The 25,431-nt window shown below is 55.4% G+C and carries 22 protein-coding genes; 9 read left to right on the forward strand and 13 right to left on the reverse strand.

Features of this window, described 5'->3' with window-relative positions; genetic code table 11:
- Nucleotides 1–518: 518 nt before the first annotated feature.
- Genes JCM25143_RS00895 through mdcA form a run of 7 tightly spaced genes read right to left on the reverse strand, consistent with a single transcriptional unit; the run spans nucleotide 519 to nucleotide 7,638 of the window.
- Nucleotides 519–1,454: an acyltransferase domain-containing protein gene (locus tag JCM25143_RS00895; RefSeq protein ID WP_025859699.1), complete on the reverse strand. Its 936-nt coding sequence runs from the start codon at nucleotides 1,452–1,454 to the stop codon at nucleotides 519–521.
- A gap of 30 nt (nucleotides 1,455–1,484) precedes the next feature.
- Nucleotides 1,485–2,435, reverse strand: coding sequence for an AEC family transporter (locus tag JCM25143_RS00900; RefSeq protein WP_025859700.1), 951 nt, complete (start codon nucleotides 2,433–2,435; stop codon nucleotides 1,485–1,487).
- Between the two features lie 18 nt (nucleotides 2,436–2,453).
- Nucleotides 2,454–3,338, reverse strand: a complete 885-nt coding sequence (gene mdcB / locus JCM25143_RS00905; protein WP_025859701.1) for a triphosphoribosyl-dephospho-CoA synthase MdcB — start codon at nucleotides 3,336–3,338, stop codon at nucleotides 2,454–2,456.
- A gap of 6 nt (nucleotides 3,339–3,344) precedes the next feature.
- Nucleotides 3,345–4,013 carry a malonate decarboxylase holo-[acyl-carrier-protein] synthase gene (gene mdcG, locus JCM25143_RS00910; protein ID WP_035370280.1) on the reverse strand — a complete coding sequence of 223 codons (669 nt, stop codon included), beginning with the start codon at nucleotides 4,011–4,013 and terminating at the stop codon, nucleotides 3,345–3,347.
- Nucleotides 4,013–5,611: a biotin-independent malonate decarboxylase subunit beta gene (locus JCM25143_RS23010; RefSeq protein ID WP_369347342.1), complete on the reverse strand. Its 1,599-nt coding sequence runs from the start codon at nucleotides 5,609–5,611 to the stop codon at nucleotides 4,013–4,015. The genes mdcG and JCM25143_RS23010 overlap by 1 nt, the downstream gene beginning before the upstream one ends.
- Nucleotides 5,612–5,666: 55 nt before the next feature.
- Complete coding sequence (gene mdcC, locus JCM25143_RS00925; protein WP_025859704.1) at nucleotides 5,667–5,978, reverse strand: malonate decarboxylase acyl carrier protein; 312 nt, start codon at nucleotides 5,976–5,978, stop codon at nucleotides 5,667–5,669.
- A 7-nt stretch (nucleotides 5,979–5,985) separates the two neighbouring features.
- A complete protein-coding gene (gene mdcA, locus JCM25143_RS00930; protein WP_234394821.1) occupies nucleotides 5,986–7,638 on the reverse strand; it encodes a malonate decarboxylase subunit alpha in 1,653 nt (550 codons plus the stop codon).
- Nucleotides 7,639–7,685: 47 nt separating this feature from the next.
- Here mdcA and JCM25143_RS00935 point away from each other — a divergent pair, with 47 nt between their 5' ends.
- The 3 genes from JCM25143_RS00935 (at nucleotide 7,686) to JCM25143_RS24550 (ending at nucleotide 9,971) form a co-directional block, all read left to right on the forward strand.
- On the forward strand, nucleotides 7,686–8,639 hold the full coding sequence (locus tag JCM25143_RS00935) for a LysR family transcriptional regulator (RefSeq protein WP_051542717.1): 954 nt from the start codon (nucleotides 7,686–7,688) through the stop codon (nucleotides 8,637–8,639).
- Nucleotides 8,640–8,739: 100 nt separating this feature from the next.
- Nucleotides 8,740–9,510, forward strand: coding sequence for a chloride channel protein (locus tag JCM25143_RS24545; protein WP_267879893.1), 771 nt, complete (start codon nucleotides 8,740–8,742; stop codon nucleotides 9,508–9,510).
- 2 nt (nucleotides 9,511–9,512) lie between these two features.
- Nucleotides 9,513–9,971, forward strand: a complete 459-nt coding sequence (locus JCM25143_RS24550; RefSeq protein WP_267879894.1) for a chloride channel protein — start codon at nucleotides 9,513–9,515, stop codon at nucleotides 9,969–9,971.
- A 425-nt stretch (nucleotides 9,972–10,396) separates the two neighbouring features.
- Here the strand turns inward: JCM25143_RS24550 and JCM25143_RS00950 are convergent, their stop codons facing one another.
- Entirely contained in the window at nucleotides 10,397–11,284 is an 888-nt protein-coding gene (locus JCM25143_RS00950; RefSeq protein WP_025859708.1) for an SDR family NAD(P)-dependent oxidoreductase, read from the reverse strand.
- Nucleotides 11,285–11,359: 75 nt separating this feature from the next.
- Here JCM25143_RS00950 and JCM25143_RS21160 point away from each other — a divergent pair, with 75 nt between their 5' ends.
- Nucleotides 11,360–12,124, forward strand: coding sequence for a TetR/AcrR family transcriptional regulator (locus tag JCM25143_RS21160; protein WP_081773422.1), 765 nt, complete (start codon nucleotides 11,360–11,362; stop codon nucleotides 12,122–12,124).
- Nucleotides 12,030–13,085, forward strand: coding sequence for an alkene reductase (locus JCM25143_RS15655; RefSeq protein ID WP_035370292.1), 1,056 nt, complete (start codon nucleotides 12,030–12,032; stop codon nucleotides 13,083–13,085). The genes JCM25143_RS21160 and JCM25143_RS15655 overlap by 95 nt, the downstream gene beginning before the upstream one ends.
- Before the next feature lie 271 nt (nucleotides 13,086–13,356).
- Here the strand turns inward: JCM25143_RS15655 and JCM25143_RS00965 are convergent, their stop codons facing one another.
- On the reverse strand, nucleotides 13,357–14,256 hold the full coding sequence (locus JCM25143_RS00965; RefSeq protein ID WP_025859709.1) for a LysR family transcriptional regulator: 900 nt from the start codon (nucleotides 14,254–14,256) through the stop codon (nucleotides 13,357–13,359).
- A 101-nt stretch (nucleotides 14,257–14,357) separates the two neighbouring features.
- On the opposite strand from JCM25143_RS00965, the gene JCM25143_RS00970 reads away from it, so the two are divergent.
- Nucleotides 14,358–15,119 (forward strand): SDR family NAD(P)-dependent oxidoreductase, encoded by a 762-nt coding sequence (locus JCM25143_RS00970; RefSeq protein WP_025859710.1) that lies wholly within the window; start codon nucleotides 14,358–14,360, stop codon nucleotides 15,117–15,119.
- A gap of 166 nt (nucleotides 15,120–15,285) precedes the next feature.
- Here the strand turns inward: JCM25143_RS00970 and JCM25143_RS00975 are convergent, their stop codons facing one another.
- Nucleotides 15,286–16,275: an amidohydrolase family protein gene (locus JCM25143_RS00975; RefSeq protein ID WP_025859711.1), complete on the reverse strand. Its 990-nt coding sequence runs from the start codon at nucleotides 16,273–16,275 to the stop codon at nucleotides 15,286–15,288.
- A 160-nt stretch (nucleotides 16,276–16,435) separates the two neighbouring features.
- On the opposite strand from JCM25143_RS00975, the gene JCM25143_RS00980 reads away from it, so the two are divergent.
- Entirely contained in the window at nucleotides 16,436–17,386 is a 951-nt protein-coding gene (locus JCM25143_RS00980; protein WP_025859712.1) for a LysR substrate-binding domain-containing protein, read from the forward strand.
- Nucleotides 17,387–17,663: 277 nt separating this feature from the next.
- On the opposite strand, the gene JCM25143_RS00985 is transcribed toward JCM25143_RS00980, so the two are convergent.
- From JCM25143_RS00985 to JCM25143_RS00995, 3 genes are all read right to left on the reverse strand, one after another.
- Nucleotides 17,664–18,488 carry an autotransporter outer membrane beta-barrel domain-containing protein gene (locus tag JCM25143_RS00985; RefSeq protein ID WP_025859713.1) on the reverse strand — a complete coding sequence of 275 codons (825 nt, stop codon included), beginning with the start codon at nucleotides 18,486–18,488 and terminating at the stop codon, nucleotides 17,664–17,666.
- A complete protein-coding gene (locus JCM25143_RS00990; protein WP_148299964.1) occupies nucleotides 18,485–21,319 on the reverse strand; it encodes a beta strand repeat-containing protein in 2,835 nt (944 codons plus the stop codon). The genes JCM25143_RS00985 and JCM25143_RS00990 overlap by 4 nt, the downstream gene beginning before the upstream one ends.
- A 1,173-nt stretch (nucleotides 21,320–22,492) precedes the next feature.
- Complete coding sequence (locus JCM25143_RS00995; protein WP_025859715.1) at nucleotides 22,493–23,032, reverse strand: TetR/AcrR family transcriptional regulator; 540 nt, start codon at nucleotides 23,030–23,032, stop codon at nucleotides 22,493–22,495.
- A gap of 230 nt (nucleotides 23,033–23,262) precedes the next feature.
- Here JCM25143_RS00995 and JCM25143_RS01000 point away from each other — a divergent pair, with 230 nt between their 5' ends.
- Nucleotides 23,263–24,009: a glucose 1-dehydrogenase gene (locus JCM25143_RS01000; RefSeq protein WP_025859716.1), complete on the forward strand. Its 747-nt coding sequence runs from the start codon at nucleotides 23,263–23,265 to the stop codon at nucleotides 24,007–24,009.
- 498 nt (nucleotides 24,010–24,507) lie between these two features.
- Nucleotides 24,508–25,368 carry a LysR family transcriptional regulator gene (locus tag JCM25143_RS01005; RefSeq protein ID WP_025859717.1) on the forward strand — a complete coding sequence of 287 codons (861 nt, stop codon included), beginning with the start codon at nucleotides 24,508–24,510 and terminating at the stop codon, nucleotides 25,366–25,368.
- Nucleotides 25,369–25,431 lie beyond the last annotated feature (63 nt).

The following is a 25,431-nucleotide window of genomic DNA, read 5'->3' on the forward strand; positions in this document are numbered from 1 at the left end:
GCATTGTGTTTCATTCAAAGGTGGATAGGAGATATCCGCATTAAGCAACAAAATGCAATCGCGGTTTTATCAACGCATGGGGCCCTTTAGCGTTCGTTTCACACATGTAGGAAGATGAATCTTGATAGCTATTTCCGCCGTTAGCAAAGTCATCCTTGCCTGAAAAGACAGCGATGCTTGTATGGTGATAACCTGTGCCTCTTCAAGGCAGTCACCCTTGAGTGGAGTAACCAGCTCTAGGCTATGCACAGACAGCGCAACAGTTTTCCTTGCGTATGATTGGTTTTGGTTGACTGCCCGGCCTCACTAAGATTCATGCCGTGCACGGCCGTCCGTAAGAGCTGTTGCTGAGGGTATAATGTTCACGGATACACAAGTCGGCCGTAACGCGCGATGTGTGACAGTCCACAGCTTAACGCAATCTATGTCGCCGCTGTCTTACTCTTCTATTTTAAAGCATCAGCCCTTGGTCTGGAAACTTGAGCACCAAAGAAACCAGGCTACATAAGATTGGAATTTTAATTATGTTGCGTCAGCCAGTGGATGAGACCGTCCAGCGTGTGGAAGTCGTCAGCGCTGCGTGCCGGGATAGTGGCTAGGTTCGCCTGCGCCATGCGCGATAATGCACGGCCCGGGCCTGTTTCGAGAATGGCGGAGACAGTGCTTTCAGTACAGGCGTCAAGACAGGCGTCCCAGAGTACTGTTGTCGCGACCTGTTTTGCTAGCCGATCACATCCATCGGCCATCTGAAAAATCGGTTCGCCATCATGGCCACTGAGAAGGCGTCGCCCCCGAGCGGGGCGGGACGGTTTAAGGGCAGTTAGTGTCTCGCGCAGTGGCGCCACCGCGCTTTGAAGCAACGGCGTATGAGAGGGCACGGCGACAGGGAGACGCCGTGCCGTGGTGGCCCCCGCGTTCAGTGACAGGAGAATGGCAGCGTCCAGTGCGGCATGGTGGCCCCCGATGACGGCGGCTTCAGGCCCGTTGGCAATAGCGATTGTCGTGCCCGTCTTGTCGAGAATGGGGGCTAGGCGCGCTATCGGTAGCCCCGCAATCCCAGCGAGGCCGGCATCTGGGGGGCTGGCTGCGTCCATGAGGTCTGCCCGCCGGGCTGCAAGGGTCAGGACCTGTTCGGGTGTCAGGCATCCGGCAATGCCCCAGGCGGCCAACTCGCCCACGCTATACCCCGCACAGAGCAGTGTCTGGCTATCGAGTGTGGTCGCAAGAGCCGCATTTAAGGCAAGCGCCTGCGTACAGCACAAGATTTGTCCGGCCCGGTTGCTGAACAGTTCTCCTTCGGAGGCCGTTTTCACGAAGGCACGGGGGTCCGCACCTAGCAGAGGTGTCGCCGCGGCGAAAATCGCCTCGGCCTCCGAACGATCTGCCTGAAGATCGAACATGGTGGCATGCTGGCCACCCTGTCCGGAGCAGAGAATGGCGAGTGCGCCAGTCATGCGATGCGTTTCTGTGTCACAACCATTGCGTCAGGATACGGCTGGAACGGCTGTGAGTGAAAGAGCAATCGTCAGGGTTATGAGGCTGAGCACGGTGCTGACAACCATGATCGATCCGGCATCCCGACTGTCTGTTTGGTAGCGGAGCGCGAAAAGCAGGCCGAAGAAGCCGGCTGGAAGGGCCATGAGCAGGATGACGGCATGGGCCATTTGTGTAGGCATCGGGATCAGCCAGATCAGCGGCAGGGCGATCAGGGGCTGAATGATGTTGCACAATATGCTGAGGAAGATAATGCGCGAGGAGAGGGATACTTTCTGCGCACTCAGGATCAGGCCGGTGACAAACAGCGCCACACCAGCAGTTGTCTGTCCCAGCAGTTCGAAGGAGCGCAGAACAAAAACTGGCAGTGCGACACCGATCAGCGCGATGGCGACGCCCAAGAAAGGGGCAATAACTAGCGGCTTGAGCATCGAACGCCCAATGGAGATGAATAGCAACGCTAGGCCGCTCGTCTTGCCACCATCTTTCTCTGCTTCAAGAAACGCGAGGGTGAGGGGAGACATCACGATGGCGCCGGAGACGATTGCCGTGGTGATGTAGAGTTTGCCCGTTGCTCCGAAGACGGCGGCCGCCAGCGGGATACCGGCTGCGGCATAATTCGGCAGCGATGTGCTGAGCGCGATGACCGCAGAGACCGCCGAGGAAAATCCGGAAACGAAGCGCGCCATTGCCCAGACGAAGGCAAAGACGATCAGCATGCCCAGCAGCAGAACAAGCAGAAGCGGCCACTGCTCCGCCAGTACAGCGCGCGAGGCCTGAGCTGTCGTCGCGAAAAGGGCGGCAGGAAGGGCGAACTCCATGGTCAGAACGTTCAGGCTTGCAACGTTCCGGTTGTCGATCTTGCCGCGTTTACCGGCGTAATATCCCGCAATCATCACCGCGAAAATCGGGACGAGAGAAATCAGAAGAATTTGCGCCATTGTCTAATTCCTGAATATTTATCTTGTCGGCGATCCGGGAGGCTGTTTGTGGGGCAGTGCCGGATCGAGCCGATCGAGAAACAGTGACAGCGCCAGACCATCGGCTGCGCCGCCGGGGGATAAGCGGTGTTTGACGAAATCACGGTGGATGATGGCCGCCTGTTGGCGCCAATCTGCCTGCCCAACGCCGCCATTTTTCAAAAAATGACGGGCATGACCCTGAGCGAAGCGCAGGCCTTCCGGTCCACCGCGATAGAGAAGGTTGGTGTCTGCCAATGTGGCGATGAGTGCCATGCAGCACTGCACGCGAGCGGCCTCCGGATCATCCGGCTGCAGAGCGCGACCTTGCCGGAGTGCGGAGACGCCCACAGTACGAATGGTAGGGAAACCCCAGCCGGCCTCTATTCTGGCTCCGCCAGCACCATGCAGGCGACGCATACGACCGCCATGTGTTGCCTCTTCGGGAGGTGTGCCCAGAATTTCCGCCCCCCAGTTTTGCCGGAGAATATCGGAGCAGGCAGAGCGCTCGCCTGATGTCGCACGGTGGCCTGCGGCAGCGCTGGCGAGGCCGAGCGCCCAGATCGCTCCCCGGTGGGTATTGATCGCGCCCGTGGCGTCCATCATGGCGCGCTCGGCATCGAGGCCGATTTCGCGCAGGCGAGAGAGAGGCGCGTTGATTGATCCGGCCTCATAAAGCTGCGCGAAAAAAGGTGTGATGGCATGAGCGCTGGAGACGAACTGCGCGACCGTCATATCGGTATGGCTACCTTGGTCGATATGACTGACCAGCCCGGGTTTCGGCCATGTTCGTACCTCGGCGAGAAGGCAAGCTCTTGCGAGCCAGGCAATCTGTCGGGCGCTTTCTGCCGAGGGGGCAGCTTGAAAGGCGAAGCGCATCGTCATGCTGCTCTAACCTGCGGTAAGGCGAGCAGGGTGCGCGCGGGGGTGGAGAGAGAGGCCCGTCAAGCTTTTGACTAGCACCTCGTCGCCCGGGGAGGCAGAAACGAGTTCGCGCCATTGAACGGCTCGATCGTCTGAGAAAATCAGTTCACCATCTAGCGGCGTGTGCAACGTTGCGGCGGTCTGCTCCAGATCCGCAAGGAAGGCATGAATATCCAGACAGGCGGGATCGACACGCCAGAGTAGATCGAGATCGGACGAGGGCGACAGATAAGGCAAGCCCGTCACCGCTCCCCAAAGAAGGCTTCCTGTTGGTTCGGGCGTCACATTATGGCGTTGGGCTAGGGCGTCCAACCGTTTTATGTCGGCAAGCCGGGCGGCCGTCATGCTGGGTTGCGCGGTTACCGCCTGCGGCCAGACTGATGCCGAGAAGGGGCTTAGGGCTTCCATTGGCACTCGAAAGCTCAACCGCCGCTTTCCTTCATTGGGGGGCAGTGGCAGGCCAAGCGGCACCACTCTGTCCGTCAGTTCAGGCTCGGAAGCGTAGGGGCGGCGGACGATGAGCGGCCAGCCCCGCTTGGCCCAGTGCCGCACGAGCATCTCGGGCTGTGCGGTCGCGACGGCCAGCCAGACCTGCGGTTCGACGACAAGCAGAGCGTGGCGCCGAAGCGTGATCATCAGATCGTGCCTTCTCCGGCTGTTGCTTCCAGAAAAGCCGCCTCAACCCGCGAGGCGATGTCATGCGCCTGCTTGCGGCCACCCCGCTCGGCACCGAGCGCATCGCGTGTGTCCTTAGTGGCAGGTGTAGCCAGCACAGTGGCAAGGCGGGGGGCAAGCGGACCATCTGCGGCGGTCCAGACCTCCGCGACAGCGCCTGTTGCTGCGAGCGGAGCCACACCGGGTGCGAAAATGGGTGTGGAGGCCGCTTTTTCTGTCAGTACGTCCAAAGGCAGTTTGGTTACACGCGCGATAGACGGTAAATCCATGACACTGGGATGTGCACCATCCAGCGCGATCAGCGTTTGCGTGGCAAGGGCCGTTGCGATGAATGCTCCGGCTGCCGCCGTACCATAAAGCAGAGCGACGGTTCGATGCCCCCGCGCGCCGGCAAGGGTGATGACCTTGGCGAGATGCCCGAGATATTCATTCAGGCCAAGCATTTCATCGCGCCGTGTCATGCGCTGGCTTGCCGTGTCGATCAGCAGGATAATCGGCGTTTTCTGGCCCGCGCGGATGATATCGAGAACGGACCCGGCTAGGGTGATGGCGATCTCCGGGCTCAGAGGCGTGGCATCCGTGATCCCCAGCACAGCGACAGTCTCGTTCTTTACAGTCGCTGTGCCTAGCAGGGTATTTTCTGCTCCGGGGGTGACGTTGTGGCCCTCGGGGAAGAGGGCGGCAAGCAGCTCAGCGGGCGCCATGGGCGTGTCCCTTCTCGGCAAGCAGAGTGATGAAAGCGTCGTCACTGAGTTCAGATACGCTCTCGGGAGCATCAATACCGGCGCGCGCCCATATCTCGGGCGTATCACGCAATCTCCGTAAGCGTTCAGCCGGTCTTCGAGGCGCTTTTGCTCGGCATCGAGCGTTGCAAGAGAGAAATCGGGCAGCGTATTGCGGGTAATCGCTGCTGCTTGGCGAAAGCTCGCTACATCGCCTTTGACGTAGCTGTCCGCCCCACCGAGCAGAGCGCGGCTTCGCCCGCCGGTTACTCGCCAGACGAGGGCGCGATCACGGGAGTCGAATTCCTCTGCTCCCTTGTTCGTTTCAATGACTTCCGGCCCACTGATGGAAATGCGGCCCTGTTCCGAGATGATGACATGCGAGCAGCAGGCCGTGACGATGCCGCCACCGCCAAAAGCGCCAGCGCGGCCGCCGATCAGCGCGATGACCGGAACTCCTGCGCTACGGGCCTCCAGAACGGCTCTTACCGTTTCGGAAACGGCCATTTCTCCGGCATTGGCTTCCTGAAGGCGGACGCCCCCCGTATCAAGCAGCAGGAAAACGGTCGATACCGCCTGCGCCGTGCCAGCGGCTGTGGCCGCAGCCCGTAGTAGCCCCACGAGTTTAGCGCCACTCACCTCGGCAAAAGTGCCACCCATGAACTGGCCTTCCTGCGCCGCAATAGCGACGGGTTGGCCATTCAAGGTGCCGCGGCCGATAATCATGCCATCGTCGAAGGCGGGCGGCAGATCGAACAGGGCGAGATGCGGGCTGATCACACGGGCTTCGGGGCCGAGGATTTCCCTGAAGCTCCCGTGATCGAGCAGCCCGTTGATCCGGGCACGCGCCGAGGATTCATACCATGACGCGGCTTGGTGATGTTTTCGGGAATCATGAGGGCATCTCCAGCATTTTCGTTCCCTGCATCAGGCGCAGCATCACCGTATCGGGGCGTGCGCCGTTGTCATGGATGGTAATGCGCACGCCCCCTGGCGAGGTCCGCTCCACAAAATCGTGGATGACGGCTTCCCAGACTGCGCGATACCCCGTCGAAGCTGTCAGGACATCGATTTCGACCGCGTCACCGCCGATCCGTTCAAACAGGAGTTCGAGATTTCCCGACGCGACAACGCCAAGGATAGCCTGCTTGGTTGTGCCGGGCAGGGGGCGCTGTGCGCGGGTGCTGATGGTGAATTTTTCCATGACGCTCTCACCAGTTCCGGAATTTTGACGGCGGCGCATAAAGCCCGTCCGACCAGGTTACAAGATCGCGGATGGAGCGCGCTGCCAGAAGGTTGCGGTTGGCCTGAAGCGGGTCGATACCCAGATCTTCAGGACGCCGAATGATGCCGCGCGCGCGCAGTGCTGCCACCTTCGCGTGATCGCGCGCCATACCAACGGGGGTGTAGCCCGCCACACCTCGAATGGCCTGTTCGATGTCGTCACTACTACGGCAAAGAAGAAGATTGGCGATGCCCTCTTCGGTGACGATATGCGTCACGTCATCGCCGAAGATCATGACGGGGGCGAGGGGCATGTTGAGCTTGCGCGCTAGAGCGATGCTGTCGAGTTCTTCGACGAAGGCTGGCTTCATCCCGTCCCCAAAGGTTTCAACCATCTGGACAACAAGCTTGCGGCCGCGCACCAGTGGCCCTTCCGCTCCTGCGGCTTCGCGCCCGGCCTTGAGCCAGGCATCCGACGTATGGCGGCGGCCATGGGCATCCGACCCCATGTTAGGCGCACCGCCAAAGCCTGCGATTCGGTCTGGGGTGACAGTGGAGGAGTTACCGGCGAGATCGATCTGGAGTGTTGAGCCTATGAACATGTCACAGGCATAGAGCCCAGCATTTTGGCATAGCAGACGATTGGAACGCAGTGTGCCGTCCTTGCCGGTGAAATAGACGTCGGGCCGGGCTGACATATAGGCATCCATGCCGACCTCGCTGCCGAAGCAGTGTATCTGCTGGACCCAGCCACTTTCGATGGCGGGGATCAGCGTTGGATGCGGGTTCAGCGCCCAATGTGTAGCCACATCACCGCGCAGACCGAGTTCTTCACCATAGGTGGGCAGCAGCAGCTCAATAGCCGCAGTAGAAAAGCCGATGCCATGGTTGAGGCGTTTGGGCCGGTACTCGGCGTAAATGCCTTTCAGCGCCATCATGGCCATGAACACCTGTGTGTCCGTTACGGCGCCGGGATCACGGGTGAAAAGCGGTTCTACGTAGAATGGCCTTGGGGCTTCGACGATGAAGTCGATCTGATCGGCGGGAATATCCACGCGGGGCACCCGATCAACGATCTTGTTCACCTGTGCGACGACGATACCGCTTTTATAGGCAGTTGCCTCGACGATCGTCGGTGTGTCTTCCGTATTCGGGCCGGTATAGAGATTGCCCTCCCGATCTGCACAGACCGCAGCGATCAGCGCTACATTCGGCGTGAGATCGATGTAGTAGCGTGCGAAAAGCTCAATATAGGTGTGGATCGCACCCAGTTCGATCTTGCCTTGGTCCAGCGCGCGGGCAATCGCTGCCGATTGCGGACCAGAATAGGAAAAATCGAGCTTGCGGGCGATGCCGAGGCGGAAGAGATCGAGATGTTCAGATAAAACCAGCCCCGATTGCACGATATGGAGGTCATGGATGAGACCCGGATCAACCTCTGTTAGGCAACTCGCGAGAAAATCGGCCTGCTTCTGATTGTCCCCCTCGAGGCACACGCGATCTTCGCTGCAGATGATGCGCTCGAGAAGCGCGGTCACGTTGTCTTTGGCTACGATCTTGCCGTCTGTCAGCGGCGCTGCTGCATTCAGCCGCCGCGTTCGTTCCGTCGCCTGCTTCGTCCACATACCCATGCGCTTCATCCCATCCGACTGCTGACTTGGGAAACTTTACGCGTTATTCGGCGGTAGTGGCAGAACAAATTATTGACACCTTTGTGAGTGGTTTTATAAATAAATCTATCATGCTTGATACTGGACTTCTCGAAAGTTTCCTTGCTGTTGTTGAAGAGGGAAGCTTCACCCTAGCCGCCGAGAGGATCGGGCGGACGCAATCCACAGTGAGCCAGCAGATCCGTCGGCTGGAGGAGCAGTTGGGCCAGCGTCTGCTCCATCGGTCGACGCATCATGTGACGGTGCTGCCGGATGGCGAGCGGCTTCTCCCTCATGCACGGCGCATCCTTGGCGCAATTATGGAAGCCGAGCGCGATCTCAGCGGGTCGAGCCTGAGTGGCCATGTCAGCCTTGGTGTGGCGGAGGATTTCGCGACATCGCGCCTGCCGGATATTCTAAGGCGGTTTCGCCGGTTTTATCCGCAGGTGACGTTACAGGTGGAGATCGGACTGAGCGGCAATCTAAAGGATAAACTCCATGCGGGTTTTTTCGATGCCATTCTGATAAAAACTAAAACTGTCTCCGAAGGGGCCGAGCCGCTGATGGCGGATCCGCTGGTCTGGGTGGCGTCGCTCGATGATCCCATGATCTATCGGCAGCGGCCCTTGCCCCTTGCGCTCCATCCCGAGCCGAGTGTTACGCGCGGAATGGTAATCGAAGCCCTGAAGGCTGCCGGAATTCCCTTCACGATTGCCCATACGAGCTTGAGCATTACTGGCCTACGTGCCGGGGTTATCGCTGGTATGGGCATATCGGCCTTCGGGCGTAGCTTCATACCGGATGGGATGCAGATTATTGACACGCAAGCCATGGATCTGCCGCGTCTGGCAGATCTATCTTTCGTTGTCGAATTGCAGGACAGTAAGCATGACAGCCTCGCGGTGACGGCACTGATCCAGGCAATTCGGGAGAATATTGCCTTGTTGGATCAGCACACCCTTCCTCAGGGGGCCAGGACTAGATTGGCGTGAAACAGTGACATTGATAAATCCCTTCCATAGACATGACAAATCACAAGCGGGCACGAGTCAGCCGCCTAGTCGTCTCACTGCGCTTTCTCTCCTGTCCATTTTGACGGGCGTTGTAGTCGGAGCGATATGTGGAATATTCCGGCTGTTTCTGGAATATCTGGAAGGACTGAGGACAGCTCTGGCAGTTGGTGCTTTGCATAGCTTTCCTGCATGTTTGTTCTTGATTGTGCTCGGCAGCCTCTCAGCCTTTATTGCATCATGGATGGTTAGACGATTGGCGCCGCTGGCTTCGGGGAGTGGAATTCCTCATGTCGAGGCTGTTCTGGCCGGACTTACAACCCCAGCTTCTATCGGATTGATCCCGGTCAAGTTTATCGGAGGATTACTGGCCATCGGAGGGGGGCTGGCGCTGGGGCGGGAGGGGCCCAGTGTGCAGATGGGCGCTACGGCCGCCAGCACAATCGGCCGTCTGCTACGGCTGGGGCCGGCGGATTGTCGGTCATTGTTAGCAGCAGGGGCGGGGGCCGGGCTGGCAACGGCGTTTAATGCGCCTGCGGCAGGTGCGATCTTCGTACTGGAAGAACTGGTCGGCCGGTTCGAGGCGCGAACCGCCTGTTCCGCGCTTGGCGCGTCGGTGTCTGCCATCCTTGTCTCCCGCGCTTTGCAGGGCGGCCATCCTGATTTTGTTGTGGCTGATAGTCCCATGGTTATCAGCGTTTCAGCACAATTGCTGTTTTTACTGACGGGTCTTGCGGTCGGTTTGCTTTCGGTGCTGTACAATCGAACAATTCTTGTCACGTTGCGATTGGCAGAACGTATCAATGTTGGTGTCGAAATCCGGGCTGCGATTATTGGCGCGTTCGGTGGCTGATCGTGTGGCTCACGCCGCACCTTGCCGGAGGCGGTGACTGGATCACACAAAGCGCCATTGACGGAAAGCTGGTCTGGACTGCGCTACCGATGCTGTATGTTCTACGTTTGGTCTTCGGCTCTGTGTCCTATGCCGCAGCAACACCGGGCGGGTTGTTTGCTCCCATGGTGGCTCTTGGCGCTCTAGCGGGACTGGGTTGTGGAGACCTTGCCCACGTTCTTTCCCCCACACTGGCAGCAAGGACGACGCCATTTGTGGTCGTTGGCATGGCCGCGATGTTTGCGGGGGCGGTAAGGGCTCCTCTCACCGGGATCATTCTGGTGACGGAAATGACCAATACGCCCAGCCTTCTGCTTCCGCTGCTATCGGGCAGCTTTGCTGCCATGTTCGTGGCGGACGCAATGGGCGAGGCACCGATTTACCAAGCTTTGCGCGTCCGTGCTGCAGGTGAAAAACGTTAAACCCAATACTGCCTCCTGCTAAAACTGACCGTGACGGTGAAAAGCGTCACGGCTAACAGAGCCATGGCGGCACCACCGGTAAGCGGGAGGGAAGAAGCTCACAGCCTAGGCGCGGTGCCGTGGGCTGCGAGATAAAGGACCCGAGCAGTGTATCGGGTGTTGCGCTGACATTTTGCACGGTGGTCGGTGTCGAAAAATAAAAGATAATAATAGTTAAAATTCTGCTTTATTAGTGAGTTGGGCATCCATTTCATATGGATACGATCGAATACCGCAGTCACAGCGTCGGCATCCCCAACGTTACAGTCGTAACCAACCGCCTGTGAAATGTCTCTGGCTAGTTCCCGAACCCGCTCCGGCAATGACAGCGGGGTGGCGTTCGACATCTGCCTTCCCTGCAATTGAGGCGGCCTCGCCGTAGTCGGTTAGTCGCTAAAGATGACGCCAGCCTTGGCAGCCAGTAATTCAGAGGTAGCAATATAACGCTTGGCATAAGCCTCATTCATGCCTTCGGATGGCTGAATGGCCTGTGCCTTGCGATTGAAGAATGCTCCGCTTCGCTGATCCAGATCGGGAGAGACCAGCAGGGGCAGAATGCGCGCCGCGTAGTCGTCAGCGCTCGGAGCCAGCTTGCCGATCAGCCATTCCATGATCCGGTGCTTGAGGCTGTCTGCGCCCATCAGGTTGCTACGAATGCCCGATTTGATCAGGCCAGGATTAAGACCGAACACGTCGAGATCGGGATAGCGATGGGCGGATTCCACGACCAACGCCTCGTTGCCTGCAACCGTATTCATATGGGCCGTCATCACCTTATAGACCCGCTCCGAATTCAGGTCGTCCGGTGTGCCGAGCTGGCCAGTTCCCGGATATCCCATGAGGAACACGCGTGCCCGTGCCGCACCTTCACCTCGTTGCGTTCCCAGCCGGGGAGCAAGGTTACGCAGCATCACCAGACGGTTCAGATAGCTGACCGCCATGTCGCGCTCGATCCCCTCGGCCGTCACCTGACGTTTCGGCGCTGCGAAGATACCGGTCGTAAAAAGCAGCAGGTCAGCCTGTTCTGCGGGCAATTCCCGTGCCACCCGTTCCGCGTCTTTCAGCAGACTCAGATCAGCCTGCACGAACGAGATATTGGCAATATCCGCGTCACGGAACGTCTGTCCAACGACGGTTACCTGCGCTCCTCGGCCCGCAAGTGCCCGGCTGATGGCTCGGCCAAGCCCACCTGTTCCACCAACAACAATGACTTTTCTCCCTTTCAGGGAGCCTGCATCCACATTGTGCCATTTCAGGCTATGATCACGTTTCATAATTTGGATACCCCTTGCTTTCTTTCTGGACAGAAAGATATAGTGCCGGGGTGAATCGTCAAGTCGGAATCAGGAATGAAAATCGGACGCCCAAAAGAAGTCTCGGACGAACACATCGTAGCCATTGCCCGTCGCTGCTTTTTAGAACGTGGGGGGAGTATCTCGGCTGCGGACATCGCACGAGAAATCGGTGTCAGTCATACGACCCTTTTCAACCGCTTTGGTTCGAAGCAGGGCCTTATGCTGGCAGCGTTGGGCGCGCCAAAGGAAATCCACTGGATTGGAACACTTGAGGCCGGTCCCGATAACCGGCCAATTCGGGAGCAGCTTGTCGAGATAGCCTGCACGATTGCAGCTTTTTTCGAAGCCCTGCATGCCGGATTTACGGTGCTTCAGGCCAGTGGCATCGCGACCGATGCTTTGTGTTCAGGGGAAGACCCGGAGCAATCGGCGCCTGCGCGCGCCTTCCGGGCCCTGACAGAATGGATCGACCGGGCGCAGGAACAAGGAAAGCTGGCGCGGTGCGATGCACAGGTGCTTGCCTCAACCTGCTGGGTGTTCTGCATAACCGGGCCTTTTCAAACCGCATCTGCGGCGAACCGGGTTCTGATAAGGCAACGGACGAGCGTCATGTTGCGACGTAATCACCCTGCTTTGGGACGGGATCAGACCGGTGTCCTAGCAGGCTTTTCCATCAGGCATCGCGTTGCTGAAAGCGCTCGATGCCGAACAAGGACAGATGACTATGACGGATATCTGGCAGCCGATTACCTTGGGCCGGGCCACTCTGCCCAACCGTTTTGTAATGGCCCCCATGACCCGCAGCCGGGCGCAATATGACGGCACACCGGGGCCTCTTGTCGCTGAGTATTATGCTCAACGCGCCAGTGTCGGCCTGATCGTTGCCGAGGGGACTCAACCGTCCGACGATGGGCAGGGTTATCTGATGACACCGGGCATCTATACCGAGGCCCATATTGCCGGCTGGAAAACGGTGACGTCCGCCGTTCATGCCAAAGGCGGGCATATCTATATCCAGTTGATGCACGCGGGCCGCATGTCCCATCCGGACAACACCCCGCATCATCGGCAGGGTGTTGCTCCCTCGGCAATCGCCCCAGGCACGGGTATGTTCACGGTCACCGGCATGCAGGATATTCCCACGCCGCGCGCCTTGAGCATTGAGGAAATCAGCCAGACGGTTCAGGACTTCCGGCACGCCGCCAAGTGCGCGATCGAAGCCGGAGCAGATGGTGTTGAGATCCATGGTGCCAACGCTTACCTGATTCAACAGTTCTTTGCTCCAAGCGCCAATACACGCACCGATGAATATGGCGGATCGATCGAAAGCCGTGCGCGTTTCGCAATCGAGGTCGCCGCAGCTATTGCCGATGAAATCGGAGCCGATCGGACGGCTATCCGCTTCTCACCGGGCACCAGCCTCTGGGGCATTGATGAAGGCGAGGAGGGGCCGGACCTGTATCGGTATCTGATTGCCGAGCTGGATAAACTCCATCTGTCGTATGTTCACATCATGCATCAGGGCAATGAACAGCTTCTGTCCGATATCCGGCAACTCTGGACAGGCAAGCTGATCCTCAACCGTCCCGGTCGACCGCGCGAAGAGATCGGGAAAGACGTGGTCAGCGGCCTCTCCGACATGGAAGCCTACGGCCAGATGATTCTCGCAAACCCGGACTTCCTGGCCCGCCTGAAGGCAGATGCTCCGTTGAACGAGGCGGACCGTAACACGTTCTTTGGCGGAACCGAGAAGGGCTACACCGACTACGCTTCTCTTTAATTACGAACGGGCATCTCTCAATGTCTGATTGTAGACATTGAGAGACCCAAAACCAACATTCCGCCTGCCACCTGATCTCCCAGTCAACTTGGTGCTACAAGAGCAGGCTGGCTGTAGGCACCATCATTCAGTAACCGTAAAATGCAGAACGACTTCAAGCGTGATACCGTGTGGACGGGCCGCCTCGGCCGGAGGTCATGCGCAGCACAGCCCGAAGGTCAGACACCCGTGCTTCGGAGCACCAGCCTGATAAGGCTTCGCGCTGCAGACCTCACGCGCTCCGAAGGAGCTTTGAGCCGATAATTTCCACCACCCAGTCGATGAAGACACGCACACGCGGAGAAAGCTGCCTGTTGCTCGGGTAGAGCACTGAGAGCGGCGTGGGTGTCGGTGGAAAATCGGTTAGAACCTCAATCAAACTACCATTCGCGAGATCATCAATGAAGCGGTAACGTGGAGCCTGCACGAGCCCGAATCCTTGCCGCGCGGCCGTGGCACTGGTTTCAGCGCCACCGACCAACAGCCGCGTCGGCAGCGTCACCTCTATCACCTCGTCTCCGCGGGTGAACTCCAGCGGCAGGGGATGGCCTGTGCGCGACGATACGAAACCGATCATCTGGTGGCCTTCAAGGTCCTCCGGTGTCGCGGGCATGCCATGCCGTGCCAGATAGTCCGGGCTGGCTACGGTGACTTCTTTCATCACCCCCAGAGGCTTGGCTACCATGTCGCTGTCGGCAAGAGGGCCAGCCCGCACGACGCAATCAACACCCTCACGGACCAGATCGACAAACCGTTCGCCCTCTCCGAGATGGACGGTCAGGGCAGGGTGCCGTGCGAGAAATTCGGGTAGTGCTGGCAGTATGATGGTACGCGCGAGGTAGCCAACGACGTCCACGCGTAAAATGCCGGAAACAGTGCCTGCCGCCCCACGATCCGCGTCCTCGAGATCGGCCAGGATCGCGACACAGCGCTGATAATAGGCGGCTCCTTCCACCGTGGGCCGGACGTGCCGGGTCGTACGTTGCAGCAACCGGGTGCCAAGCCTGTTCTCCAGCGCCTTGATCGCAGCGGTCGCGACAGGCCGTGAAACACCACAGGCGGCGGCTGCAGCACTGAAGCTGCCGCGATCAACAATGCGGATAAAAAGATCGAGCGTGGCAAGCCTGTCCATGGGATTGTTCCATGACGCAAAAAAATGCTTTCGGGAAGGATGATCTTATCGAACGGGCGATGGGGTGAGCAATATGGGCTTCCCACCAAACGGAGAGTCCCATGACTGAAGTCAAAAAAATTGCCCTCATCACCGGCGGTAGCCGAGGTCTCGGGCGTTCGACGGTCGAGGCGCTTGCCCGACGCGGTGTTTCATCGATCTTCACCTATCACGCCAACAGGGCTGCTGCTGACGCGGTTGTCGCCAGTGTCGAACGCAGCGGAGCCCGCGCTGTGGCCCTGCAACTAGACACAGGTGATGCGCACACGTTTCCGGCCATTGCCAATGAGATTCAACGCGTGTTAGGCGACTGGGGTGCTGAGCGTTTTGACTACCTCATTAACATGGCAGGTACGTCGCATAGCGGTCTGTTTGGCGAGGTAACGGAGGAGGACTTTGACGCTGCTTATCGTGTTCACGTCAAAGGTCCGTTCTTCCTGACGCAGGCGTTGCTACCATTGATCGCGGATGGCGGTCGGATCGTGAATATCTCGTCCGGGCTGACCCGTTTCTCTTACCCCGGCCGGATCGCCTATGCCTCCATGAAAGGGGCGGTGGAAGTCATGACACGTTATATGGCCAAGGAACTCGGCCCACGCCATATTGCTGTCAATACAGTTGCACCCGGCGCTATCCAGACGGATTTTTCAGGCGGCGTAGTGCGGGACAATCTGGATGTGGCCCGGCATATTGCGGAAGCAACCGCACTTGGGCGTCCGGGGTTGCCGGATGATATCGGCCCGATGATCGCCTCGCTGCTGTCTGAGGACAATCGCTGGGTTAATGCACAACGGATCGAGGTCTCCGGTGGTCAGGCTATTTGAGTGCGAGCGGGCGTCTGTCATAAACAGGTAACAGGCTGAGCAGATGCTTCTCGATATTGTGGTCGCGGCTGCGTTGTAGGGCTTTCCGTAGTCGGAACATTAGTGGATGAGCAGTAATGTCGTGACCGGCGATGGGGACTGCTGTTATGGCAGGCGTGCCGATTATTTAGAGTGCTTGCGGCAGTTGTTCTGTGAGTCGCTCCCAGTTCCCATGCGCGAATGCCCGCCTTTCGGACTCATCTAGACCGCAATTTTCGAGAAAGCGCCGTGCATCGCCACCGGGACGGTATTGGTACGGATAGTCGGTGGAGAACAGCAGCCTGTCCCGACCGACAATCCGTGCCGCCTGTTCCAAATAATGCGGCAGGAACAGTCCGCTCGCCGTGACATACAGGTTGCGCCGGAAATACGTCGCCATGGAATGGGTCAGCCCGGACACGCGATCCATGTTGGCGATACGCTCTGCATAGAACAGGATCAATTCGCCCCAGTGGCCCAGAATAATCTGGAGGTCCGGGAAACGATTAAAATGGCCCGCGAGTACGAGGCGCAGGAACTGAATGCCAGCATCGTAATGCCAGCCGAGACCGAAACAGGAAAACGCGGCGTCCACCTGCGGGCTGAACCCGGAATAATAGGCATCCCGGACGGTCTTCTCTGGCGCTCTGGGATGAAGCAGGATCGGGGCTTTCAACGTTGCAGCGCTTTGAAAGATCGGGAGGAAATCAGTGTGGTCCAGGTTACGGTGGCCCACGCGCCCGCACAGCATTGTTCCCTTGAAGCCGAGCGTTCTGACGCAGCGTTCGAGTTCAAGGGCGGCTTCGTCGGGCATCGCAACCGGCAGCGTCGCCAGCGCCTGAAAGCGATCCGGGTGGCGCGCGACCGCTTCTGCCACGGCGTCATTCGCGCGGCGCGCCAGATCGATACTGTTCGGTCCAAGATCGTGCAAGGACGGTGTGGTGAGTGACAGGACCTGCATATCCAGCCCTGTTTCGTCCATGAGTGCCAACCGTTCTTCGGCAATATCCGTCAGCCGCTTTTCAAGCGGGCCGCCATGGAATGCGACGCTCGGATCAGCGGCTTCCAGGCCAATAGCGAACCAAGCCTCTTTCACCTCGGTTGTCAGGAAATGCTCTTCGATACCGATCAGCTTCATAGAATAGCTCCTGTCTGCAGGCTCCTGTCATGATTGACATTCCTGCTTCCATGTCAGCGAAAATAGGAGAGGAGCCAAGGAAGGCGCCAGACGCACACAGATCAAAGTATTATTGCATCTAACGCTATCTGTTGTTTTTCATTGTTGATAGGCTCATCGGATGGAAAACTTGGATCTCAACCTTCTGACGGCGCTGGATGTACTACTCGACGAAGCCAGTGTGACCGGTGCTGCCCACCGACTTGGGCTCAGCACGTCCGCGATGAGCCGCACGCTGGCGCGGCTCCGCTCAGTCACCAATGATCCATTACTGGTGCGGGCAGGCCGACATCTCGTGCCGACCCCTTATGCAACGGATATTCGTGAGCACGTCCATACCCTGACCCGTGACGTGCAGGCCGTGCTACGCCCGCGGCATCGGGAGCTGGATTTGAAAACGCTGGATCGGACATTCGTTCTTCGCGCCAATGAAGGCTTTCTGAATGTTGTTTCAGCCCCTTTGGTGACGGCTATTTTGAACGAAGCACCACGGGTTCACCTAAGGTTTATGCCCAAAACTGATAAGGATGCGTTACCACTGCGAGAGGGGCGGATCGATCTGGAAATTGGTGTCCGGGGCGTGTCGGCACCAGAGATCCGAAGTCGGCTCCTGTTCCGGGATACGTTCGTAGGCGTGGCGCGTATCGACCATTCTCTTTTTGCAGATGGAGATATCAGCATAGCGCGCTACGCCGCATGCCGTCATGTCGCGGCCTCACGACGTGGGACATTCAGGGGGCCGGTTGATGATGCACTGGAGCAACTGGGATACCAGCGCACCGTGTCGGTCGTCGTGCCTGGATTTCCGGATGCGCTCGAGATCGTGCGGCAATCGGATATGGTGACGCATGTTCCGCGATCGTGTCTCGCGAACCTCGCTCATGATCTCGCAAGGGGATCGAACCTGAGACTGTTCGAACTTCCTGTAAAAACATCTGAAATCGCTATAGCCTCCATGTGGCATCCCAGAATGGATGCTGACCCTGCGCATCGTTGGCTTCGTGATACGGTGCAGGCAGTTTGTCGGAGGCTTTTTGCTTGCTACGATGTCTGCTTTTGGAAAAGTACTTGATGGTTTTGAACGTCCTCTATGCGGATCGGTCTGGCCAATATCGTCTACAATATGCGCTGCTTCCTCTTTCTCAAGAGGTTGAAGGCGAGCGCGTAGCCTTTTGTACTCTCCGGCCTGATCAAAACGCAGATCGAAAGCCACCTTGGGCACCTGTAATCAGCACGCCACAACCCTGAAATCACGAGCCAAGCGCATCAACCAACGGTTCTTCGATCCTTCCATTGAGAGAGCCTGATCCGAAAGAGGCACTCCCCTCTCGGATCTATGCTTCCTTTTCTTAGAACTGGAAACGTGCCTGTGCTCTGGCTCCACTATCAACGGAATGATTTCCGTACTGCCCCATATAAGACAGACCTACATCAACCCTGTCGGTCAGTTTTACGGTTAGCCCTGCGTCAACAACTGCTGCATTGACGGACAGCGGGACCCCGGCAATGTCCATGTTGCCACCACTAGAAAGCTGGAACATTTCATGAGCCGTTGGTGTGGACAGGCCAAACGCATGCCGGTAACCCAGAGAGCCATGGGGGATCAGAGTATAATCTCCAACATGGAACAACGAAGACCCTTTAATCCCGAATGTCGAGAACGTAACCCCCGTATCCACTCCCCGACCATGCAGAGCCGCTTGCCCTCCCGTCTCGTCGTATTTATTGGTCTGCTGGTTAACGTAAGCGATATTACCAAACGGTTCGACCATGCCGTGACCAATATGAAACTTGTAACCTAGTTCGCCAAATGCCTGCGCTGTACCGCCCAGGTAATTGCTCGAGAGACGGTCACTATAATTAACAAACCCGACATTGCGTTGAATGCTCAGCATGTTCCAGGTATAGGCCACCCCCAGCCGCAGGTTAAGGCCACCCCAATGCGTGCCAGCATACCCGCCCACAGTCACATCGTTACTATGCCCGGATGAGCCACGGCCGCTGCCCACATCAAACATGGAGCGTCCATAGCCAACCATTCCACCAACGCGCCACGTCTCCGCCACGGGCGTATCTATCCCCATGATGAAGCCAGCCGTGGAGTGGTTCATACCTGCCGCATTGCCATCGCCTGTATTATGGCCAAGGCTACCATATGCAGCCCCCCAGATCACAGGCTGATCAGCAAGACACCCCGTATTCCTGCGTCCGGTTTTAAGGGATGCCGTATGCAGGTTGAATCAACAATACTTCCATCGCAGTCAGCGGTATCCAGCCTGTCCAGAGCAGCTTGCCTTACATAAAAGCTGTCCTGAATCAGTGCTGTCCGGGCGGAGGCATGCACTTCACCAGACAGGCTGTTCAACGCGGAGCGCGCCTGATCCGTTGTCAGGCTATCCAACGCAAGCGCCACAGTGCTGTTGGAGGCGGACGTCGCGAGTGCAACTGCCGTTTCATACTGGTTTCGGGTTTCTGCTACGCTCGAATAACTCAACGTGTTACGTCGCAAAACCACATCCACAGAGTCCGCAGAATAAAGCAGTTCAGGGGTGAGGAATACATAAGGCGAAGTCAGGCTTGAAAACTGTCCACTCACACCTCCCGCAGCCGTCAGCAGACGATAAACCTGCCCTGATTCGACTTCACCAGACAAGGCAGCAAAAGAAACATCGCCACCTTCTAGTTTAGCCGCTCCTGTTACGGACACCAGATCGCTCGCCATGTTATTCAATGTTACGCCTTGAATAGTGAGTGTAGAAAGCGCCTGATCTGCCTTTGCATTCGCAATATACTCTGCTCCCTCTTCTACCGTAAGGTTCCCATTGACTGTCAGAGTGCCAATAGTGCTCGATGTTCCTGGGGAAATAACAGAGCCGGATTCAAGCACCGTAGTGCCGACCTCACCACCTCCCTGAACTGTTGCTCCGGTTTGTAGATTGACTGTTGAATTGGAAATTGTTCCCAAAACATCCAGAAGACCATCCTGCACCGTGATGGAGCCCGTATAATCACTGGAACCCGACAATATAACCGCTGAATTTTTAACAGAAATACTGCCGTTACCGGTTATGGAGCCGCTCAGGGTCGATGTGCCATGCGTAACATTTAATGTACCCGCATTTTCTATGTTAGCGTCGATACTATTGGTGCCCGATACATTCAAAGTGCCTGCATTATCGATATTACCGCTCCCTGTCAGGGTCGCATCAGACAGGTTTAAGGTGGCATTGTTAGTAAGCTGCGCACCAGACAGGTTCACGGCAGCACTTGTGACATCTATTGTGCCAGAATTAGCTATAACAGAGTCGATACTATCGGTGCCTGATACATTCAGGGTACCCGCATTATCGACCGTGCCATTCCCTGTCAGGGTCGCATCAGACAGGTTTAGGGTGGCATTGTTAGTAAGCTGCGCACCAGACAGGTTCACGGCAGCACTTGTGACATCTATTGTGCCAGAATTAGCTATAACAGAGTCGATACTATCAGTGCCTGATACATTCAGGGTGCCTGCATTATCGATCGTGCCATTTCCTGTCAGGGTCGCATCAGACAGGTTTAGGGTGGCATTGTTAGTAAGCTGCGCACCAGACAGGTTCACGGCTGCACTTGTGATATTTATTGTGCCAGAATTCGCTATAATAGAGTCGATGCTATCAGTGCCTGATATAATCAGGGTGCCTGCATTATCGACCGTGCCATTCCCTGTCAGGATCGCATCAGACAGGTTTAGGGTCTCATTGTTAATAACATGCGAGCCACTAAGGCTCACATGGCCGCTCACATCAGCAACACCATCGTTTGTAAATGTTATATTCTCTGCTGTGGTAACCCCATCTGCAGTGCATCCACGGCTGACTGAACAATCTCCGATAACCATATGGGAGTTTGCCCCTGCTATCAGGGTCGAACCCGACAGGTTATCTCCATACATTTCGGTGAAACCATAGTTTTCTATATCGGTATTTTTAGCAATATTCTGTATCAAAATCATTGTGGACGATGAATCTGTCGTTGATCCGTTAATAAAACTCCCTCCATCCATAGAGTTGTTTTTCATATACATATAGCCGCCATCTGCGTTGGTTATGGTGCCCCCAGATAACGTATTGTTTTCTGCTTCCATGGTTGCAGATATATTGTGCATATCTAAGCCTGACACTGTATTATTCAGCATTGTCACGCTAGAGCCGCTCTCATTAGTCAGGCTTGTGTTGGTTGTTTCACTTGTATCAATAGTCATTTTTGAATTGTTCTGATTGAATAGTGTAGCATTATCTGCAGTGGTATCCAAAAGATCCAGCTGCGAGTCATCATTGATCAATGTCGCTCCATTGGCATTGTTGCCAACAAAGTTCATGACACTACCATTTTCATTGAGAATATGCGCATTATTGGCAGAATTCTTAATAACTGACATTGTGGCAGCATTGTTTTCAATAACAACACCATCTGCCGTATTGTTCTCAACATAAGCGACGCTGCCGTTTGTGTTTGTAATGTGTACTTCGGAAACAACATTCTGATACAGAACAGCGTAGGTATTCGCGCCCGATACATCAATATGTAATGTTGTTGATGAAGGTGTCACATAATTGCCTGCGAGAACAGATATTCGGGCTACGGATGTCGATGTCGCAGATGGCACAGTGAGAACCCCTCCCACATCAGAAGCCTGAATGGTTTCTGCAATAAGATAGTAACCAACATCATACGAAGAGGCGAGAGACGCCAAGGCCCCTTTGGGAACGAAGCTCTGGCTTCCTGAAGAATCGGATGTAACATATGGATTATCTGATGACGGAAATGTACTGCCGTCATAGGCGTAATTTGAGCCCGTGTTTGACGCTGACGGCGTTAAATTGCCGTAGGCATCTGTCTGCGCCAAGGCTGGAGTTGCATATCCTGCAATACCAAAGATGCTTCCCAAAAGCAGAGTTCTAAAACCATTGGCAAGAAAAAAATTGAACCTGACTGTCACTATGGACGGATGCTGGATCGTCATAACCTGCGCACTCGCTTGATGTACACTGTGAAATCAAGAGATTGCACAAATCAATGAAAATTATGTTAATATATATTCTCGTAATAAGGTCTCTTAATTCATAATTGATAATTTTTTATTTTATAATATTTAACCAATTTGTGGTTTTATTTAAATGGCATGCTACATTTTGTATACTCTCAAAAGGGAAATTCTGGTTTTTGATGGCGAGTGGTCGATGGGATGACAAGTGTCTCTGGGGCCTGATCCAGTGTGCTTGTTGGTGATCAGAAATCGTTCGCCGGCTTCGGCGAGGTGAGACCTAGTGTCCAGGAGTTCCCCTTCTGTGTCGCTCAGGAGTCTCGAGATAGGCGTGACCTAGGGTGTTGAATGTCATCATCGCTATAGGCTCAGGATTCATTCTTTGAGGTGGAAGATGATACTTGCTGAGATATGGATTGCGAACATGAAAGTATGAGCGCAGTGATCGTATCGTATTACGGCACATCGATATTTTTTAAGGTTTACGAACATGTATTCTATAATGTGGAATTTTTTATATAGATGCCATTTTTTTTAAGGTGGATTTGATTTCCGACCCTTTTTCGGTGGAATACAGGCAGAGATATTCCGCTCTGCGAGAGGCTGCCTGACTTTCTTACTGTCACACGGCATGGAGCTTTGAACTCAGTCCGCCTTTTGTATGTCTGATATGATGAGGAAAGTCCCTTTTTGAGCAGTGACGCTGCCGTTCTATGTGCCTTTATATGTGTTGCATGAAACATCAGACGCTTTGAACGGTCAGCCTGTTCCATCAGCGTTACGAATATCCGGTCAAAGACGCCGAGGTAGCTCTGCCGGATAAAGAGATTATACAAAGTCTTGTGTAGACCATACGCTTTCGGGGTGGCTTTCTACGGAAGACTATTACGGATCACATCAACGATCCCGTTCAGAACACGACGATCATCTGCGCGAGGCACTCCGTATGCCATATGAAACGGTTCAACCCGTTTCATATGGATTTTATACAGTAAAAATACGTCACTATAGTCTCACATCTATCGGTGATGCTATGAATCGCAACAAATTAATCAAGTTCAATAAATTAAATAGGTCCTGATTCTAGATTTATTTCTGAATTTCTATTTTGGGTGTATTGCGGAAAACTATTTTTCGTGCCGTGGCTTTCTCTCACATACTCGGCCAAGCTTGCATTCCAATCCGCGCGATTTCCAGAAGCCTGTCTCGTGAAGCTCCGTCACGGGCCTGTACGGCCATGCCGCGCAGCAGGGATCCGTAAAAAGCAGCCAGAGCCTCAATATCGGTGTCAGATGGTAGGTCTCCTGTAATCTGCCCCTTTCGCAGGCGCTGGGCCATAGCGTCTTCTGCCTGTGTTCGCTGGCTGGCCAGAAGGTCGCGCAAGCGGCTCTGGTTGGGGGAGCATTGGGTCGCCGCAACTGAAATCATACATCCCGCAGGTCGGTCGGGGTGTGTGAACTCTATAGCGGCGGCTGTCGTCAAATCCTCAAAGACAGTTCGCGTATTGGCGTCTTCATTCAGGATGCTAAGGAACCAGCCCCCTGCGACGCTCATATAAGCTTCAATCGCCTCATGGTACAGCGCTTCTTTGCTGCCAAAGGCATTGTAGAAGCTGGAGGCACTGATCTGCATTGCCGCAATCAGATCATCGAAGCTTGTTCCTTCATAACCACGGTCCCAGAACAGGCGCATGGCAGCGCATAACGCCTCTTTGCGGTCAAAAGACTGGGGGCGGCCCCGTCTTCGCTGTGCACCAGATTCTTTTTTTGGTGTCATCGCTCCATAAATCCTTGAAACCAGAAACCCAAGTCTTATATGCCTTATGTTGGAGCGATCACTCCACATTTAAATCCATAGGTTTCGACAAAACGGGCATTAAAGTACGCATGTGCGTTCTGGCCCATACAGACAGGCACATATCAATGAGCAAACTTTCCGGAAAAGTTGCAATCGTAACCGGCGCCTCCAAGGGGATCGGCGCTGCCATTGCCAAGGCGCTCGCGGCTGAGGGGGCTGCTATCGTCGTCAATTACGCGTCCAGCAAATCCGGGGCTGATGCGGTCGTCGCGGCCATTGCAAGCAGTGGAGGAAAGGCAGTCGCCGTTCAGGGTGACGTTTCCCGCAAGGCGGATGCGCAGGCAATTGTGGATGCTGCGATCACACAGTTCGGTCGGCTGGATATTCTAGTCAATAATTCCGGTGTGTACGAATTTGCATCGATTGACGAGATCACGGAGGAGCATTTCCACCGTCTCTTCAATATCAACGTGCTAGGCACGCTCCTGACGACGCAGGCTGCATCGAAGCACCTTGGTGACGGCGGTAGTGTCATCAATATCAGCTCTGTTGCCTCTCGCATCACGCCGCCAAACTCTGCTGTCTATACGGGAACGAAAGGTGCCGTGGACGCCATTACCGGTTCTCTTGCCCGTGAACTGGGCACAAGGAATATCAGGGTCAATGCGATCAACCCAGGGCTGATCGAAACGGAAGGCACAAAAACGGCCAATGTTGTTGGTTCCGAGATGGAGCAGTTTATTATTTCGCAGACACCACTGGGGCGGGTCGGTCAGGTGCAGGACATTGCGCCTCTTGCTGTATTTCTTGCCTCTGACGATGCGCGTTGGCTGACAGGTGAAACCCTTATCGCGTCCGGCGGCCTGCGCTAAAGCTTGAAATTGACCCGGCAGAGTTTTGCCGGGTCAAGATTGCACTGTCAGCATGCATTGCAGGCCATGGCTGTCTAGAAATGAGGTCATCGCCGCAGAATACTCATCAGGCGCCCGACGTTGTCGGCGAATGATATATGGTCATTATTGACATAAAGCTCCGCTATTAATCGTATTTCGCAGGCCATTCATTTTCTCATCAAGGCCGGGGTGGTTTGTCGGATAACCACCATCATGCACGATGGGCTTCCGAGCATTTCTGATCCTATCCATCGTCGAGGATCAGGGAGCTTCATGGCGCGGTCGAATGGGAAGCGCAGCCTAAGCGTTACACACATCGTTCCTCGGTAAAGCCGGTGGCGTTCAGTCCTTTCATCTTTTTTAGCATATTGAATAAGTTAACCGCTTTTATTGTTGGGGCGGAATCTTTTTCCTTGACCCACTTATTCCGTTATCGCACTAATCGGATATAAAGATTCCTTTTGGTGTATTATCTATATGCTCGATAAATCTAATCTAGATCTGCACCACCTCAGGTCTTTTCTGGCTGTGGCAGAAACGCTCCACTTTACGTCGGCAGCCCATTTGCGTGGGGTCAGCCAGTCGACTATCAGCCTGCACATCCACCGGCTGGAGGAAGCGCTTGGAATCTCCCTTCTTTCCCGTTCCACCAAAGTGGTTGAGTTAACAGATTCTGGCCATGCTCTTATCCGGCTTGCGCAGGAAACATTGCAGTCCCACGATCGTATTTTCCAGCTTTCAGCTCATATACAAACACAGAGTCACATTAGAATTGGGCTGACGGAAGACCTTGTTCTATCTGAATTTCCGCTTGTTTTAAGAAATTTTCGTAACCAGCATACACAGACACAGATCAGCCTGACCACTGGGTTAAGCCATAGTCTACGCACCCGTCTGGGTAGTGGAGATATTGATCTTATGTTTGGCATGCAGGGGCCAAATGAGACGCATGGCAACCTTCTGTGGCAAGAGAAACTGAAATGGTACATGCATCCAGATGAAAAATTGAACAAAAAGCAGTCTGTTCCACTGGTTGTTTTTCCGGAAGGTAGTGTTACACGGCGCATCGCGCTGGAAACACTTAATCGCCACAACATCAATTGGCATATAGCATTTTGTAGCGATAGCCTGAGCGCTCTTCTGGGTGCGGTTAAGGCTGGTTATGGGTGCACGCTCCAGCCAAGTTTTCTGCAACGCAGTGCTCTTGCGTCACCAATTATCATGCCAGATCTACCGGAACCGCCACCTGTCGGTTTTGTCGCGCTGAATAACAGACAGGAATTCAGCTCCCTTGAAAGCATGCTGATAGCGGCAACGAAAGACGTCTTTCCTAGCTAATATCAGCTTTTACGAACAGGTATTGCCATGACCCATATCTCATTTCTGCCAAAACGTTGCGTT

The organism is Acetobacter papayae JCM 25143 (assembly GCF_000613285.1).
GTDB lineage: Bacteria > Pseudomonadota > Alphaproteobacteria > Acetobacterales > Acetobacteraceae > Acetobacter > Acetobacter papayae.